16 protein-coding genes and 1 pseudogene are annotated in these 14,412 nt (G+C 31.1%); 5 read left to right on the plus strand and 12 right to left on the minus strand.

Annotated elements, in window-relative coordinates; all coding sequences use genetic code 11:
- Positions 1–2 precede the first annotated feature (2 nt).
- Together MHZ36_RS10790 and MHZ36_RS10795 are read left to right on the plus strand one after the other, a co-directional pair.
- The gene (locus tag MHZ36_RS10790; protein WP_239231640.1) at positions 3–452 is read left to right on the plus strand and encodes a YaiI/YqxD family protein; all 450 of its coding nucleotides are present in this window, start codon (positions 3–5) and stop codon (positions 450–452) included.
- Positions 453–467: 15 nt separating this feature from the next.
- A complete protein-coding gene (locus MHZ36_RS10795) occupies positions 468–1,034 on the plus strand; it encodes an LOG family protein (RefSeq protein WP_239231641.1) in 567 nt (188 codons plus the stop codon).
- A 251-nt stretch (positions 1,035–1,285) separates the two neighbouring features.
- Here the strand turns inward: MHZ36_RS10795 and MHZ36_RS10800 are convergent, their stop codons facing one another.
- Positions 1,286–1,906 carry a LysE/ArgO family amino acid transporter gene (locus tag MHZ36_RS10800; RefSeq protein ID WP_239231642.1) on the minus strand — a complete coding sequence of 207 codons (621 nt, stop codon included), beginning with the start codon at positions 1,904–1,906 and terminating at the stop codon, positions 1,286–1,288.
- A 140-nt stretch (positions 1,907–2,046) separates the two neighbouring features.
- Between MHZ36_RS10800 and MHZ36_RS10805 the strand changes: the two genes are divergently transcribed.
- Positions 2,047–3,477 (plus strand): aminotransferase-like domain-containing protein, encoded by a 1,431-nt coding sequence (locus MHZ36_RS10805; RefSeq protein ID WP_239231643.1) that lies wholly within the window; start codon positions 2,047–2,049, stop codon positions 3,475–3,477.
- Between the two features lie 152 nt (positions 3,478–3,629).
- On the opposite strand, the gene MHZ36_RS10810 is transcribed toward MHZ36_RS10805, so the two are convergent.
- From MHZ36_RS10810 to MHZ36_RS10825, 4 genes and pseudogenes are all read right to left on the minus strand, one after another.
- A complete protein-coding gene (locus MHZ36_RS10810) occupies positions 3,630–4,178 on the minus strand; it encodes a GNAT family N-acetyltransferase (protein ID WP_239231644.1) in 549 nt (182 codons plus the stop codon).
- A 96-nt stretch (positions 4,179–4,274) separates the two neighbouring features.
- Positions 4,275–4,571 carry a hypothetical protein gene (locus tag MHZ36_RS10815; protein ID WP_239231645.1) on the minus strand — a complete coding sequence of 99 codons (297 nt, stop codon included), beginning with the start codon at positions 4,569–4,571 and terminating at the stop codon, positions 4,275–4,277.
- A gap of 380 nt (positions 4,572–4,951) precedes the next feature.
- Positions 4,952–5,149: pseudogene (locus MHZ36_RS10820) on the minus strand (SA0632 family lipoprotein); the annotation flags it as partial.
- A 48-nt stretch (positions 5,150–5,197) separates the two neighbouring features.
- Positions 5,198–5,659 (minus strand): GNAT family N-acetyltransferase, encoded by a 462-nt coding sequence (locus MHZ36_RS10825; protein WP_239231646.1) that lies wholly within the window; start codon positions 5,657–5,659, stop codon positions 5,198–5,200.
- A 99-nt stretch (positions 5,660–5,758) separates the two neighbouring features.
- Between MHZ36_RS10825 and MHZ36_RS10830 the strand changes: the two genes are divergently transcribed.
- Positions 5,759–6,442, plus strand: coding sequence for a DUF1129 family protein (locus tag MHZ36_RS10830; protein ID WP_239231647.1), 684 nt, complete (start codon positions 5,759–5,761; stop codon positions 6,440–6,442).
- A gap of 255 nt (positions 6,443–6,697) precedes the next feature.
- On the opposite strand, the gene MHZ36_RS10835 is transcribed toward MHZ36_RS10830, so the two are convergent.
- The 5 genes from MHZ36_RS10835 to MHZ36_RS10855 all read right to left on the minus strand — a co-directional run bounded on the left by MHZ36_RS10835 (position 6,698) and on the right by MHZ36_RS10855 (position 11,732).
- Positions 6,698–7,864, minus strand: a complete 1,167-nt coding sequence (locus MHZ36_RS10835; protein ID WP_239231648.1) for an MFS transporter — start codon at positions 7,862–7,864, stop codon at positions 6,698–6,700.
- A gap of 273 nt (positions 7,865–8,137) precedes the next feature.
- A complete protein-coding gene (locus tag MHZ36_RS10840) occupies positions 8,138–8,626 on the minus strand; it encodes a DUF456 domain-containing protein (RefSeq protein ID WP_239231649.1) in 489 nt (162 codons plus the stop codon).
- A 1-nt stretch (position 8,627) separates the two neighbouring features.
- A complete protein-coding gene (locus MHZ36_RS10845) occupies positions 8,628–9,839 on the minus strand; it encodes a sugar efflux transporter (RefSeq protein WP_239231650.1) in 1,212 nt (403 codons plus the stop codon).
- An 87-nt stretch (positions 9,840–9,926) separates the two neighbouring features.
- The gene (locus MHZ36_RS10850; protein WP_239231651.1) at positions 9,927–10,784 is read right to left on the minus strand and encodes a LysR family transcriptional regulator; all 858 of its coding nucleotides are present in this window, start codon (positions 10,782–10,784) and stop codon (positions 9,927–9,929) included.
- Positions 10,785–11,030: 246 nt separating this feature from the next.
- The gene (locus tag MHZ36_RS10855; RefSeq protein WP_239231652.1) at positions 11,031–11,732 is read right to left on the minus strand and encodes a ribonuclease FAU-1 family protein; all 702 of its coding nucleotides are present in this window, start codon (positions 11,730–11,732) and stop codon (positions 11,031–11,033) included.
- Positions 11,733–11,941: 209 nt separating this feature from the next.
- On the opposite strand from MHZ36_RS10855, the gene MHZ36_RS10860 reads away from it, so the two are divergent.
- Positions 11,942–13,054, plus strand: coding sequence for a 5-methyltetrahydropteroyltriglutamate--homocysteine S-methyltransferase (locus MHZ36_RS10860; protein WP_239231653.1), 1,113 nt, complete (start codon positions 11,942–11,944; stop codon positions 13,052–13,054).
- Positions 13,055–13,112: 58 nt separating this feature from the next.
- Here MHZ36_RS10860 and MHZ36_RS10865 read toward each other — a convergent pair whose 3' ends face one another.
- Complete coding sequence (locus MHZ36_RS10865) at positions 13,113–13,613, minus strand: cupin domain-containing protein (RefSeq protein ID WP_481867134.1); 501 nt, start codon at positions 13,611–13,613, stop codon at positions 13,113–13,115.
- Between the two features lie 4 nt (positions 13,614–13,617).
- Positions 13,618–14,334 carry a YebC/PmpR family DNA-binding transcriptional regulator gene (locus MHZ36_RS10870; protein WP_239231655.1) on the minus strand — a complete coding sequence of 239 codons (717 nt, stop codon included), beginning with the start codon at positions 14,332–14,334 and terminating at the stop codon, positions 13,618–13,620.
- Positions 14,335–14,412: the final 78 nt, after the last annotated feature.

The raw sequence follows: 14,412 nt of genomic DNA on the forward strand, positions 1-14,412 counted from the left end.
AAATGACACGGGTCATAATAGACGGAGATGCTTGTCCTGTAACCAATTCAGTAATTGAATTGACCAAAGGGACAGGCATTTTTGTTATCATTGTACGTAGTTTCAGTCATTATTCTACTGTAATGCAGCCTGCTCATGTAGACACAATATATGTCGACGATGGTCCAGATGCTGTGGATTATCGTATTGTAAAACTTGCTAAATCAAAAGATGTTGTTATTACACAAGATTATGGGTTAGCTAGCTTACTTATCAATAAAGTACATATTGTACTTCATCATAAAGGATTCCAATTTGATGACCAAAATATTAATACATTACTAGAACAAAGACACACAAGTGCACAAATTAGGAAAAGTGGTGGTAGAACAAAAGGCCCACCCCCATTCACTAATCAAGATATTAAATTATTTGAGTTTCATTTTTCTACTTTAATTAAAGACTTAATTTAAAAAGGAGGATTAATTATGAAAAGAATTGCTGTTTATTGTGGTGCAAGCAAAGGTAAAAATGATATCTATATGAAAGAAGCTTATGAATTAGGAAAATACATGGCAGAACAAGGTTATGAATTAATATTCGGTGCAGGTTCAGTAGGTATAATGGGTGCTATTCAAGACGGTGTATTAGATTATGGTGGTCGAGCAATAGGTGTAATGCCTAATATGTTAAATGAAAGAGAAATTACAAGCCAAAACTTAACTGAGCTTATACTTGTAGATTCTATGCACGAAAGAAAATTCAAAATGGCAGAACTTGCAGATGCATTTGTTATGGCACCAGGAGGCGCAGGTTCATTAGAAGAATTTTTTGAAATGTATAGTTGGTCACAAATCGGTATTCATGAAAAGCCCATCGCGATCTATAACATAAACCAATTTTTCAATCCATTAAGCACTATGCTACAACACATGATTGACGAAGGTTTTATCGATGATAAATACAAATCTTTAGCCCCACTTTGTGATACACCTGAATCTTTATTTGAAACACTTAATAAATATCAACCATTAGGATCTAGAACTTATGATTAAAATGACTTTCTAAGTATTCACAATTTCAATAGTAATTTAAAGCAAATCATTTTGATTTTTAAATTGATTTGCTTTTTTAAATGCTGCATAAACAAATTATTTTTAAAGCTTCACTTTTAAAATGTACTTGTTTTCTACTTTAAACAGATATAATGTCTTGCTCTATGACGCACTAGCTTTTCACTAAAATAATGATATAGTCCTGTTTATATAAAAATGTCAAACATCTTAAAGTTTCACGTTAAACACATTTATGACATAAATAATTGAACTAATTGTTTCACAATCATCAATGCCACAATCAAAATAATGATACTCGATATTTTATTTAAAGCCTTAATATAAATACCCGTTTTATCGAACCGATGAAAGTACTTTCCTAAAATTGCTAAACTAATAAACCATAACCAGGATACAATGATCGTTGCAATAGTAAATGCAATTTTTCGTTCATCATGATATAAAGTCGCATTCGTACCAATTACACCCACTGTATCCATAACTGCATGAGGATTTAAAATAGATACAGAAATAGCAAAACTGATCTGTTTTTTTATAGACATACGTTCTTGTTGATTCATTTTTGTCGAATTTTCGTGCCAAAGTGCCCATGCCATATAAATTAAAAATACCAACCCAACACAATAAATAATCACTTGTAATACAGGTATAGAATAAAAAATGATTGAGACACCTAATATTGCAAGTAAAATCAATACTGTATCGCAAAGACCGGCAGTAATAATCACAGGTACAACACTTTTTAGCCCTTTATAATTGACTCCTTGATTAAAAATAAAAATATTTTGTGCCCCTAATGGCAATATCAAACCTAATGCTAAAATAAAGCCATGAATGATTGGTTCTAACACTTAAATTACCTCCTACAGGTTATATTAATAATTACTTTTTTTGAATCTACAATAATTTATAATCACTATGCTATAATAAATCTTAATTATTTTGACCAACCAAAGCATAATTTGTAACCCAACCAGGAGGTGTCACTGCATTGTCTAAAGCTAAATACCAACAAATCATTGATGATATACTATTACAAATTCAAGAGGGTAAACTTGAATCCGGTATGAAATTACCAACGCAAAGAAGCTTAGCATCTCAATACAACGTTAATCGTTCAACAGTGATACAAGCACTCGAAATTTTACATAGTTATGGCACTATTGAGAGTAAACCTAGAAAAGGCATGTTTATTACTGACAATAAATGGAATACTTATCTGAATGACAACATTCAATGGCAGAGTTATATTAGTCACAGCACTACAAAAAACAATCAATATTTTATACAACGCATTAACGAATTAGAGTTTAAACCTCAATTACAGAGGTTAAGTACAGGTGAATTAAATCCCAATTTAATACCCAATAGTAAATTTCAAAAAATATTATCAGAATGCTCTATTGAATCATTGAACTCAAATTATGAGTATCCACTTGGTAACCTCAAATTAAGAGAAGCAATTGTAAATCATGTCCAACAATGGGGTATTCAATGTACCGTTGATCAAGTATGTATAACTTCTGGAGCTTTACAAGGATTAAAGCTTATCGCAGATGGCTTATTAGTCCCAAAATCTGATATCATTATTGAAACACCGTCATATATAAATTCTATTAGAACTTGGCACAATATACGAGCTAAATTAAAAGCATTACCTATTTCAACGATTAAGAAAAATATAAATCATATCTTTAACAATTCAAACCATTTTAGGCATAGTCTTTTTTATACAATTCCAACTTGTCATAATCCGACACAAAATAATTATACTAACACTGAGCGTATGAAAATTGTACAACAGTGCCAACAACAAGGCATTCCTATTGTCGAAGATGATGTCTATGGAGAATTATATTTTCACCATCAACGTCCACAACCTTTAAAATCTTTAGATAAAAATGATAATATCTTATATTTAGGTAGTCTATCGAAAACAGTCAGTCCTGGTTTAAGAATCGGTTGGATAATTGGTAAAACCTCTGTAATATCACATTTAGCTGATTTAAAAATGCAAAATGATTATGGCGCAAGCTCAATTTCACAGTTTATAGCAGCTCAATGGCTAGCAAATCCACAATACCATCATCAACATATACAGAATTTAAAAGAAAAACTATTAATAAAGAGAGACCAATTTTTACAATCACTAAATAAGTATTTTAATCAACTTGGTAGTTGGGATATTCCAACTGGCTCATTCTATATTTGGTTCAACTTATATCGTACAATAGATATGAAACAACTTTTTGATTTAGCAGTACAACACAATATATTGATTAATCCCGGAGAAATTTATAGCGTTGATGCCAAGCAAGCTATAAGATTTTCATATGCTTATATCGAAATTGATAAAATAGATCACTCACTAAAAATATTAAGTGAACTCATAATTAAATTGCAAAATATAGATTGTGAATAAAAAAAGCGAGACATAAATCTATTACAAACGATTTATGTCTCACTTTTATAAGTGCTAAATTGATTTAAAAATACCTTTAAATAAAAATAATTGAATAAATTACCTTACATTTTTGGCATGCGTTGAGACATTACTAATGCCCCCTACTCTTTTCACTCTTCAGTCAAACTAATATAATAACGCACACATTTTTTCAATTCATGATAAGAACTCAATTCTGGGTACTCAAAATAATCGTAAACTTTCATGCCAATTTTTTCCATAACTTTACGTGAAGGTGTATTGTTTTCTGTAGAAAAAGCATATATTTCTTGAATACCTTTTTGCTTCGCATACTGTAATACGGCCTCTGCACCTTCAGTAGCAAGTCCATTTCCCCAAACTTCCGGTATTAAGCGCCAACCTATTTCATAAAAAGGGATTTCTTCAAAATTATATTTACTATCTTTAGTTATGTAATTAACGCCTATAAAACCCAACCATCCATTCGTCTCTTTTAGCTCTACAGCAAAAAGACCAATACTTTCTTGATTAATTGTTTTCTGCATTTTATTCATATCATTTTCTGAACGTTGGTAACTTAATAAACTTGGAAAGTATCTTCGAACTTGTGGATTAGCATTCATTTGCTGAAAAAGTTTTAAATCTTTTTCTTCCCAGTCACGTAACCTTAAACGTTCAGTTTCAATATAAACTGTCATCTGTTACACCTCTATACTGGTTGATTAACAATCTAATACAAAAGTAACGCGATATGAATAATCATAACGCGCTACACCCCTTACATCAAAAATTAACTAAGCTCTTGAAATATAACTAATTAACTCCACATTAACCGGTATTTCTTTCAAACGATTACGTTCAGTCTTTGGAGCAGTAAATGTCGCATCAATAAAATCATTTTGATGATTTAGTTGATATGTAGCCACAAATGTATCTGTATCTGATTCAAAGTTTGGTAAATGTGCGATAACACGTTTAATTTCACCAGTAGAATCTTTAATTTGTCTACCCGTTATATTTTCTATTTCTCTACCTAGTTCTGGTAAAGTAATTGATCGACCTTCTAATAAATTAAAATCTTGTTCATGCATAATAATTACCTCTCTCCTTATATAGGATAATTACACATTTGCTTTATCCTAAATTTAAATATGCTCGTAAAACAAATGTAAAACAACATAACTACCCTGTAAGCCAATACTTTTTTTATACTTTAAATTAATACACATATACTAAACTGCTTTTATCATTATTGATACCCATTATAACAAGTAGCAAAACCACATTACAATAATTTCCTAGGAAATATGCTATAAAACTACATATTTTAAAACACTTATTTCTAATAAATTTACGAATGTTTATATACTATAATTTCATTCGATATTTACTGTTATTCAGTTAAATCCCTCATTCACTCTACAATCAGTTTTCTATATTATTTCTATAAATTTTATTATGTGTCTGCATTTATTTCTTTTTCTAAATCTTTAGATTTATCTTTTAATTTATCATGTTGCTTTTGCAGTTTTTCTTTTTGTTCCTTTAGAGATTTATTATCTTTTTCCAACTTTTGAACATCTTTTTCTAACGTTGCTTTCTCATCACTTTTTCCACACGCAGTTAGCGAAAGTGTAGACGCTAATATCAAGGCTAGACATTTCTTCATTAAAGTTCTCCTTTTCCATACGTTATCACAATTATCTTATCATTTATCTTAACCTTCTTCATTACTCAAAGGTATATTTTTTGTCATTATTACTTTATCCATATGGTATCCTTTTTTTATATTTAATTGTTGCATTAAAACATTTTGTGCAGATACAGTACCTTGAATTTGACTAGCACCTTTAACAATTGCCCAATCCTCTATAGCATCTTTTAAACTTGATGCAATACCTTGCCGTCTATAATTTAATGCCACATATAAAAATTCAGTTATCACTTTTTGTTCACCTTTTAGAAAACGCCCCCAAATAACGCCAATAAGTGTTTGATTGCTTGTTTCAACAATTAAAGCATCAGTTCCATGATATATACCGCTTAAGATCATTTCTTCCCTAAGCGCTATGGACAATGCTGTTTTTTTATAATCTTTTTCTTGTTTTTCTAGCTCATTTTCGTGTAATTGCGCAACTTTAGAGATGATTTCTTTATCACTATATTTAATAAAGTTCATACTACCTCCATAAAATAAAAAGTTATATTGATTTATCCTATTATATTCGTCATAATAAGCCTATCATTAATATTCTATAAAAAGGAATGCTAAATTCAAATGAAATCTACTGAAAAATTGATGCGTGAAAATAATGTTAAGTCTTTAAGGCTTAATAATACGGATAGAGAGATTTTCGAGAATTATATGACGTATGTACGTGCCGATTTAAGTGTGAATCCACATGATTCTGAAAAAATGCTAAATCGCATTTTAAATCAGTTATTTAAAGCTGAAAGTAATGGGATGTTAGCTATGGATTTCTTTGATCATGATCCGAAGGCACATGCTAAAAAAGAATTAAAGAAATTACCAAATGAAACAATTATTAATATATTCAAGTATATTGTTAATCATTTACTACTATTCTTTGGCATATTTTGCTTTTTAAAAGGTTTTATAGGATTTTTCATAGGCGCAAACCGCTTATATTTATATACATTTCCAATTATGGTAATGATTGGTATTTTTATAATCTTTCTATTTATATGGATGGTTTTTAAAACGGTACAAATGCAGTGCTTTACTAAATCACATTGGACATGGGTAGTTACTTATGTAGTTATTTTGATGCTTTTATCAGCCATCTTCTATGTGTTTTTTATTCCACAGTCGATGTTAGCTTTCGGTCCTTATATTTTTGTAGGTAATTGGGCATTCATTATCATTTCTTTTATTGTTTTACCTATTGCACTTTATGTAGACCATAAGTTTATAAAAAAAGATACTTCTACTTCATTATAAACATGTAATCTAAAATCTATAAAATGCTTATTAATAGTCTTTAAGTGAGTTTAAAATATTCATTTAAAGGCTACTTTTATATGTGAACATTTCTAATTCAATTCTTCATCGTTTCACCTTCATTAATTATTATTTCCTCAAAAAAATCTATTGTTATTTAGAAAAATTAAAAAAACACTTTTCTTGAATTCATAATAACTTGAATTCAAAAAAGTGTTTTTAAAATATTACCAAAAATTTTGGTACGTTTGTTTATTAACCTAATTCAATAGCGTCTTCTTTTTTCTCTACAGCAATGCTAATAAACAAGAATATTAAACCTATAATTGTTAGTATCGGAGCAATTAAACTCAATGATGCCAGTGGCAAATTGGTTACCACTACACCACCGATAAATGCACCCAATGCATTACCTAAATTGAATGCTGATTGGTTCAATGTACTTGCTAGTGTTGGCGCATCTTTCGAAATTAATGTGCTTTTGAATTGTAACGAAGGACTCATACTAAATCCAATAAGTCCAAAGAAGAATATTCCTGCAACCATAAGAATGCTATTTGTTTGTACAAAATATAGCAAAATGAAATACAAAATAAAGATTACAAAAATAATTTTAAGTGCCTTATTTAGATTCCAGTCAGCTAATTTTCCACCTACAATATTGCCCAATGTCACACCCACACCGAAAATAATTAATAAATAAGAAATTAAATTTTCTGGAACATGCGAAACTTCTGTTAATGTTGAAGAAATGTATGTGAAATAAGCAAATACACTACTAAATCCAAACAACGTTACTGCTAATGTTAACCACAAACGTTTTTCTTTTAATATTTTCAGTTCGTTAACTACTGATGATTTAACAGTTTCACGACGCATTGGAACAAAGATTATTATTCCAATCAATGCAAGAACACCAATAATTGAAATGATTATAAATGTCATTGGCCAACCAAAGTTTTGACCAACTAATGTGCCAAAAGGTACACCTAAGATATTACTTAAACTAAGTCCCATAAACATAAGTGCCATTGCACTTGCTCGTTTTTCCGGATTGACCATGCTTGCCGCTAGAATAGAACCTATGCCAAAGAAAGAACCATGTGCTAAAGAAGTTATAATTCTACTCGTCATCATTAAGCCATAATTTGGACTCATTGCTACAGCAATATTCCCTAATATAAAGATTCCCATAAGAACGAGTAAGAGATATTTTCTATTCCATTTAATCGTTAACATTACTAATATTGGACCACCGATGGCTACACCTAATGCGTAACCAGTAATCAGTTGACCTGCTTGGCTTACTGTAACATCAAAATCACGTGCAATATTCGGTAATAGTCCCATAATTACAAATTCTGACATCCCTATCGCAAAAGCACCTATTGCAAGCATCCAAATTGCCACTGGATATTTCATATTTTGGTTTCCTCCGTTTTCAATTTTTTTCAAACATGCTTGTGATTATACTAAAAATTGCTATCTGAAAACAAGAGAGTTGCTTAAATTTAATTATTTTTTATAAATAATACGCTTACATTTAAATTAAACTAACAAAATTTCACTAAACTTAATATAGTTAGCTATTAAAAACAATAAAAATAAAATAGAGTTAACTACCAACATAATATAAGTAATTTGAAAAATACCTTTAATGTTAATAGTTAACTCTTTAATTATTATTTACCATATTTAATTAATTAATAACGCATCTAGGAAGAACCAAATAACCATAATCAGCATAACTATTGCCTGGGCTACTGAACTCGCTAAAAATGCGATAACTGAACCAAAGCTTGCTTTCAATGCCTTTGTAAAATTAGGTTCTTGAATTAATTCGACAATGAATACTGCTGCAAAAGGTATAATAATGATACCAAATGGTGGAAATACAAAACATCCTATAATTACACCAATTAGTGCAGCATATTCACTAAGTTTAGATCCGCCAAATTTATTTACAAAATATTTATTCATTAAGAAATCCGCCAATAAGATAAATAACGTAAATAAAATCATGGATACATAAAACACCCAAGTTAAATGATGATTATTAAATCCAAATTGATAAATTAAAAATCCTATCCATAAAACTAATACTGAAGGAATAATAGGTTTAACCAATCCGATAAAGGCTAAGATAAATGATAATATAATTAATATCCATAAGATAGCTGACAATTTATTTCACCGTACTTTCTTCTGTGAATTGTTGATCTTTCGTAAAGAATATAAGTACCATACCAACAAAAATAGATATTGCCGATATAAAGAACACATTACCTAAGCCAACCCATTGGCCCATAATTCCTCCCAATAGATTACCACATAACTGACCGATAACCATTGCATTTGCAAATAATGTAGATGCATATCCTGGAAAATCAGGTAAAATGTCCTGGAAATAACTAATTCCCAATCCTAATAATATAGCTAAGAAAATAGCTAAAAATACTTGTCCAACAAACATCATGATTAAGTTCTCAAATACACCGATGCTGAAATAAAATAATCCACCAAACAATCCACCTAACATCAATAGTGTTCGTGTTTCAAGTTTAGCTGATAATACACCTAGTAGTACCATAAACGGAACTTCCAATCCTGCACATAAACTAGCAAGACCACCAACATAACCTTGAGGCTCTTTCAAATATTTTGTAACATACAATGGCATATTTAACGTATACATCCATTGACCAATATGTAAAAGTATAAATGCTACAAAAGGAACGAATAAACGTTTATCACGTAACATATTCGGTGCTTCCGCTTCTACATGTGTAACGTCTGACACACTCTTCTTAGTCTGAATATCTTTAAAGAAGAATAATTGTAAAATCAGGGTAAACAGTATAATTGAAATTGTTCCTGCAAATAATCCTGAATAACCATTAATTTGTAGTAATAAAGCTCCTATTAATGGACCAAATAAAAACCCAAAAGAAAACATTGACCGTAATACCGCATTTGCAAACTTCGCCTTATCTCTAGAAGCTGATGCATTTATCGATTCTCTTGCTGATGCATACATCTGAGGCATCGCAGGCGCAAAGCATCCTTGAAATATTGCATAAATCAAGATAAATATCCAAATCTCATGGATGTAAAAATATATGGAAAAGCTTAATGCACCCATAAATAATGCACTGACGATAATTAATTTTCTATTGATATCGTGTGTATCGGAAAAACGTGCGACAATGGTGTTCATAATAAACTGACTAATAGCAGCTAAAGCCAATAGTAGACCGTACTGCGAGGATGTCATACCTAATTCATTGGTAGCAAATAAAATGAGATACGGCACTGTAATCGCAATACCCATCCCTAATAACATCATATTTACTACAAACAACTTATAATTCTTAATATGTAGTAAAGCTCCAAACATTGATTTTACCCCAATTCTTATTAATTATGTTTGCTTTTCATACACGCATTGCATCAAACTGAATATTTAGTAACTATTGTTCAAAGATTAAGACTCAACATATTCCATCATCAGATTAATGAAGGACTCAACTTGAGGTAATTGTAACATGCTCGCATCATAACTCATATATGTCGACCTGATTAATGGTTTTTCATCGATGTTTACGCGTTTAAATTCAAACTGCTCATGATCTAAATGACGCATCATTATTTCAGGTAATATTGTCACTCCAACACCATTTAGTAGCATTTCCTTACAAGTTGCAACTTGGTCTACTGTAATCATTGCTCGATAATCTTGTCCGATTTGACTACCGTACCATTCTTTAATCTGATTTATATAAATTGGATCGGCTTGAAACTCGATAAACGGTAACTTATCTACTTCATCAAATCTATTCTTTGGATGAATAAAATAGTGTTCATCATTAAATAAATGTGTATTACTTAAGTTCATAATTTTATTACCACGAATAATGATGACATGGTAATCTCTATGATTTGCTTTTATCTGTTCACTTGAACCTACTTGTACTTGAATTTCTACGTTTGGAAATTGTCTCGTATACAAGTTCAACACTTCTGGTAATAAGGTTTGACCAATTAAAGATGAGCACCCTATAGAAATCGTCCCATTAACTTCCCCAATATGTGCTTGCATCTTATCGAGAAAAAGACGTTCTCTATTCAACATATCTCTTGCATGTTCAATAATCATTGTACCTTCTGTCGTTGTGATGAGTTGCTTCTTTGTTCGAATAAAGATTTCCACACCAAATGCATTCTCAATCGTTTTCAAACGTTGTGTCACTGCTGGTTGTGAAATGTATAGGATTTCAGCAGCTTTTCTAAGTGTTTTCGTTTCATCTAAAGTAGTTAACAAGCGATAATCATCAATCTTCATATTATCCCCCTATGTGCTCAAAAAGAACATGTCGCTCATTTAATAATCAATGCATTTATCATTAATTTATATAGTTATAAATAGTAAATTAGTTATTCAATCCTAATTCACCAAAATCATTGATATATTAACTATAATTATTACTATAACATGATTATATCTATCTCGATATAACCATTCTTGCCCATTTTAATTATCAATGTATTAATAATTAAAACTAGAAAATAGATGCTGATATTTTAATTCTTAGTGCTTTTTATTATGCTCTTCTTGATCAGTTTGATCGTTTTTATTATGAGATAAATTACTACGCTCGTACTTTTGGTTTATATGCTTTGCTGGATTTGATTTGGTACTTTGTTGATTACGCTCATTCTTTTTATGTTTTGGGTGTTTATAAGGCTTTTTAGCTTTTGGTTTATGTTTAATTTTATGGTAACAGTACATGATTTTTTCTTGCATCGTTTTAAAGTCTTCATCAATTTTTATCATTAATTGATGTGCAATAACATATGCTTCATGATATTGCTTTCTAGTTATTTGTCCTTGGTCTAATGCACGTTGTAAATCATCTTCGTCAACGAGTTCATATTCTCCATTTGGAAGTACTAATACATCTAGACATAAATCTATAGTTCGAGCATTTCCTTTTTGTGTTACATTTTTTATATTTATATCGAAGTAATACTCTAACGGATTGCCTTTGTCATCTAACATCACTGTGATACTATAGCGTTTCTTTTCAGGTAAAATTTGTAACCATTGATAATTATCATCGGCGACGATAATATTTTGCCCGACAACACTGACCTCTAAAGGTTCACGTACTTTTTTCATCGTCACTAAACCGATGATTCCTTTATACTTATTATTATTCACCTTTACTTCTGTATACTCTCTATCAATGATGCGACGCCAGTGACGCTTATCAATATATTTTACTTTCACTGCCATCAACTCCTTGTCATTATTATATATAACTGGCTTCTATGTGTCATCTGTTGTTACGTTTTTCTATGCAAAATCACATTGCGAAATTTATTTAGTACTATTGTACTATATTTCATGGCGCAAAAGCGAAATTGACATTACTTTTGAATTCTGTTAAATTTTATTTATATTTTTCAGAAAATTCTTAACAAAGAGGAGATGCAGTCATGACATTAACACAAAGACCTTTTAGAGCAGATCATGTTGGTAGTTTATTGCGACCACAACGCTTAAAAGATGCACGTGCTGATTATCAAAATAACGTTATCGATGCTACTGCTTTAAAGCAAATCGAAGACGAAGAAATTGAACATATTATAGAAAAGCAATTAGAAGTAGGTTTACATAGTATTACAGATGGTGAATTTCGTCGAAGTTGGTGGCACTTTGATTTCTTAGAAAATTTGGAAGGTGTTCAAGGCTATACTTCCGATAAAGGTTTATCATTTGCGGGTGTAGAAACACGAAATCACAATGTACAAGTTGTTGCTAAAGTAGCTTTCAATTCTGAACATCCTCATTTTGAACACTTTAAGTTTTTACATGACAAAGTAAATGGTCGTGCTACTGCAAAAGTTTCCATTCCAAGTCCAAACCAACTTTTCCATCCAGATATTTTAAATGAAGAGATTTATCCTAATATTGACGATTTTGCTAAAGATGTTGCTCAAGCATATCACGATAGTTTGCTTAAATTTTATGAATTAGGTGCACGATATATTCAATTAGATGACGTATATTGGGCAAACTTAACTTCAGGAACTCAAAAAACTCGTGGTAGAGATCGTTCTGAAGAAGAAAAAGAAGTTGCTCGACAACTCGCTTATCGTGTAGTAAATGATGCAGTTAAAGATTTACCAGAGGACTTACTTATAACAACACATATTTGTCGTGGCAATTACAAGTCAACATGGGCTATTTCTGGTGGTTATGAACCAATCGCCCCTTACTTATTCGAAGAAAATTTAGGTGGTTTCTTCTTAGAATATGATGATGAGCGTTCTGGTGATTTTGAACCATTACGCTACTTCCCTAAAGATCAATCTGCAGCTGTGCTTGGTTTATTCACTTCCAAAAATGGAGAATTAGAAGATAAAGCAACGGTATTAAAATGTATTAAAGAAGCTCAAAATTATATCGAATTAGACCAAATTTGCTTAAGTCCACAGTGTGGATTTGCTTCTACAGAAGAAGGAAATAAATTAACTGAAGACGAACAATGGCAAAAATTGGCTTATGTTGTAGAAATCGCTAACGAAGTATTCGGTACGGCAAAATAACAAAAAAGAAAGTTATCACACAATGCTTCTTGCATGTGATAACTTTCTTTTTTATGTGTTAATTATATTTTGTTATTTCTGATTGCGACAATGCATACTTGTTATTAATTTCTAATAAATGGGGAAATTGCTTGTTAAGTTGCTCAGTACTTAACATCTCAAAATTATTGAAATCAAAGGCTGGTTGACACATACAACCTACGAGCGCATACCCAACACCGTCCTCAATTGAAGATGCAAATATTGTGCCTTTAGGTACAACGTATTGTAATACATCACCTGCTTCAATATTTTGTCCAACTGTTACCTTATTATATAATCCATTCGCATCAATCATATGAATAGTTAAAGAATCTCCAGCATGGTAATACCAAATTTCATCCACATCAATACGATGAAAATGTGAAATATTGTCATGCGTTAGCAAGAAATAAATACTTGAATAAGCAGCACGCGCTGTCACTTCATCTTGCTCACCTTTAATTATTTCCTTATAATAACCACCTTCAGGATGTGGGGTTAGTTCTAGTTGATCAACCCATTTTTTTACTGTAGTCATCATCTTATTTCAAATCCACATTATGGAACACATTTTGAACGTCTTCTAATTCTTCTAAGGCATCAATTAATCCTTCAAACGTTACTTGATCTTCTTCTGACAATTCAATATCAGTTTGTGGTAACATTTCAAATTCTGCCACTTTAAAGGTTTCAACACCAAATGCTCTCAACGCATCTTGCACTTGTGCGAAGTGATCAGGTTCTGCATAAACAATTGTTAAACCATCTTCATCAATAACATCTCTAACGTCAACATCTTGTTCCATCAAAGCTTCTAAGGTATCATCTGCAGATTTACCTTCTATACCAAATACAGCTGTGTAATCAAACATATAGGCAACTGATCCAGATACACCCATATTGCCACCATTTTTACCAAAAGCTGAACGTACATCAGATGCAGTTCTATTTACATTGTTTGTTAGTGCATCAACGATAATCATTGATCCACTTGGACCAAAGCCCTCGTATCTTAATTCATCAAAGTTTTCCTCGCCTGCACCTTTTGCTTTTTCAATCGCTCTATCAATAATATGATTAGGCACTGAATATGTCTTAGCTCGTTCTAAAGTTAGTCGTAGCGCTTGGTTAGATTCTGGATTAGGTTCTCCTGATTTAGCTGCTACATATATTTCTTTACCGAATTTCGCATAAATTCGACTTGTATTCTTATCCTTTTGGGCCTTTTTTTCTTTAATATTATTCCATTTACGTCCCATATCGTCATCTCACTTTCTCGATAAATACTTTAACTACCATGATATATTATACAATATTTTCCATGTATAACATAGATG

The sequence above is a fragment of the Staphylococcus sp. ACRSN genome (assembly GCF_022346615.1).
In the GTDB taxonomy this organism is placed as follows: Bacteria; Bacillota; Bacilli; order Staphylococcales; family Staphylococcaceae; genus Staphylococcus.

Excerpts from the sequence above, each read along its gene's own strand:
- MHZ36_RS10865 (WP_481867134.1), bottom strand. The coding sequence starts at position 13,613 with ATGACTACAGTAAAAAAATGGGTTGATCAACTAGAACTAACCCCACAT.
- MHZ36_RS10845 (WP_239231650.1), bottom strand. The coding sequence starts at position 9,839 with ATGTTTGGAGCTTTACTACATATTAAGAATTATAAGTTGTTTGTAGTA.
- MHZ36_RS10830 (WP_239231647.1), top strand. The coding sequence starts at position 5,759 with ATGAAATCTACTGAAAAATTGATGCGTGAAAATAATGTTAAGTCTTTA.
- MHZ36_RS10790 (WP_239231640.1), top strand. The coding sequence starts at position 3 with ATGACACGGGTCATAATAGACGGAGATGCTTGTCCTGTAACCAATTCA.
- MHZ36_RS10870 (WP_239231655.1), bottom strand. The coding sequence starts at position 14,334 with ATGGGACGTAAATGGAATAATATTAAAGAAAAAAAGGCCCAAAAGGAT.
- MHZ36_RS10860 (WP_239231653.1), top strand. The coding sequence starts at position 11,942 with ATGACATTAACACAAAGACCTTTTAGAGCAGATCATGTTGGTAGTTTA.
- MHZ36_RS10850 (WP_239231651.1), bottom strand. The coding sequence starts at position 10,784 with ATGAAGATTGATGATTATCGCTTGTTAACTACTTTAGATGAAACGAAA.
- MHZ36_RS10825 (WP_239231646.1), bottom strand. The coding sequence starts at position 5,659 with ATGAACTTTATTAAATATAGTGATAAAGAAATCATCTCTAAAGTTGCG.
- MHZ36_RS10810 (WP_239231644.1), bottom strand. The coding sequence starts at position 4,178 with ATGACAGTTTATATTGAAACTGAACGTTTAAGGTTACGTGACTGGGAA.
- MHZ36_RS10835 (WP_239231648.1), bottom strand. The coding sequence starts at position 7,864 with ATGAAATATCCAGTGGCAATTTGGATGCTTGCAATAGGTGCTTTTGCG.
- MHZ36_RS10795 (WP_239231641.1), top strand. The coding sequence starts at position 468 with ATGAAAAGAATTGCTGTTTATTGTGGTGCAAGCAAAGGTAAAAATGAT.
- MHZ36_RS10815 (WP_239231645.1), bottom strand. The coding sequence starts at position 4,571 with ATGCATGAACAAGATTTTAATTTATTAGAAGGTCGATCAATTACTTTA.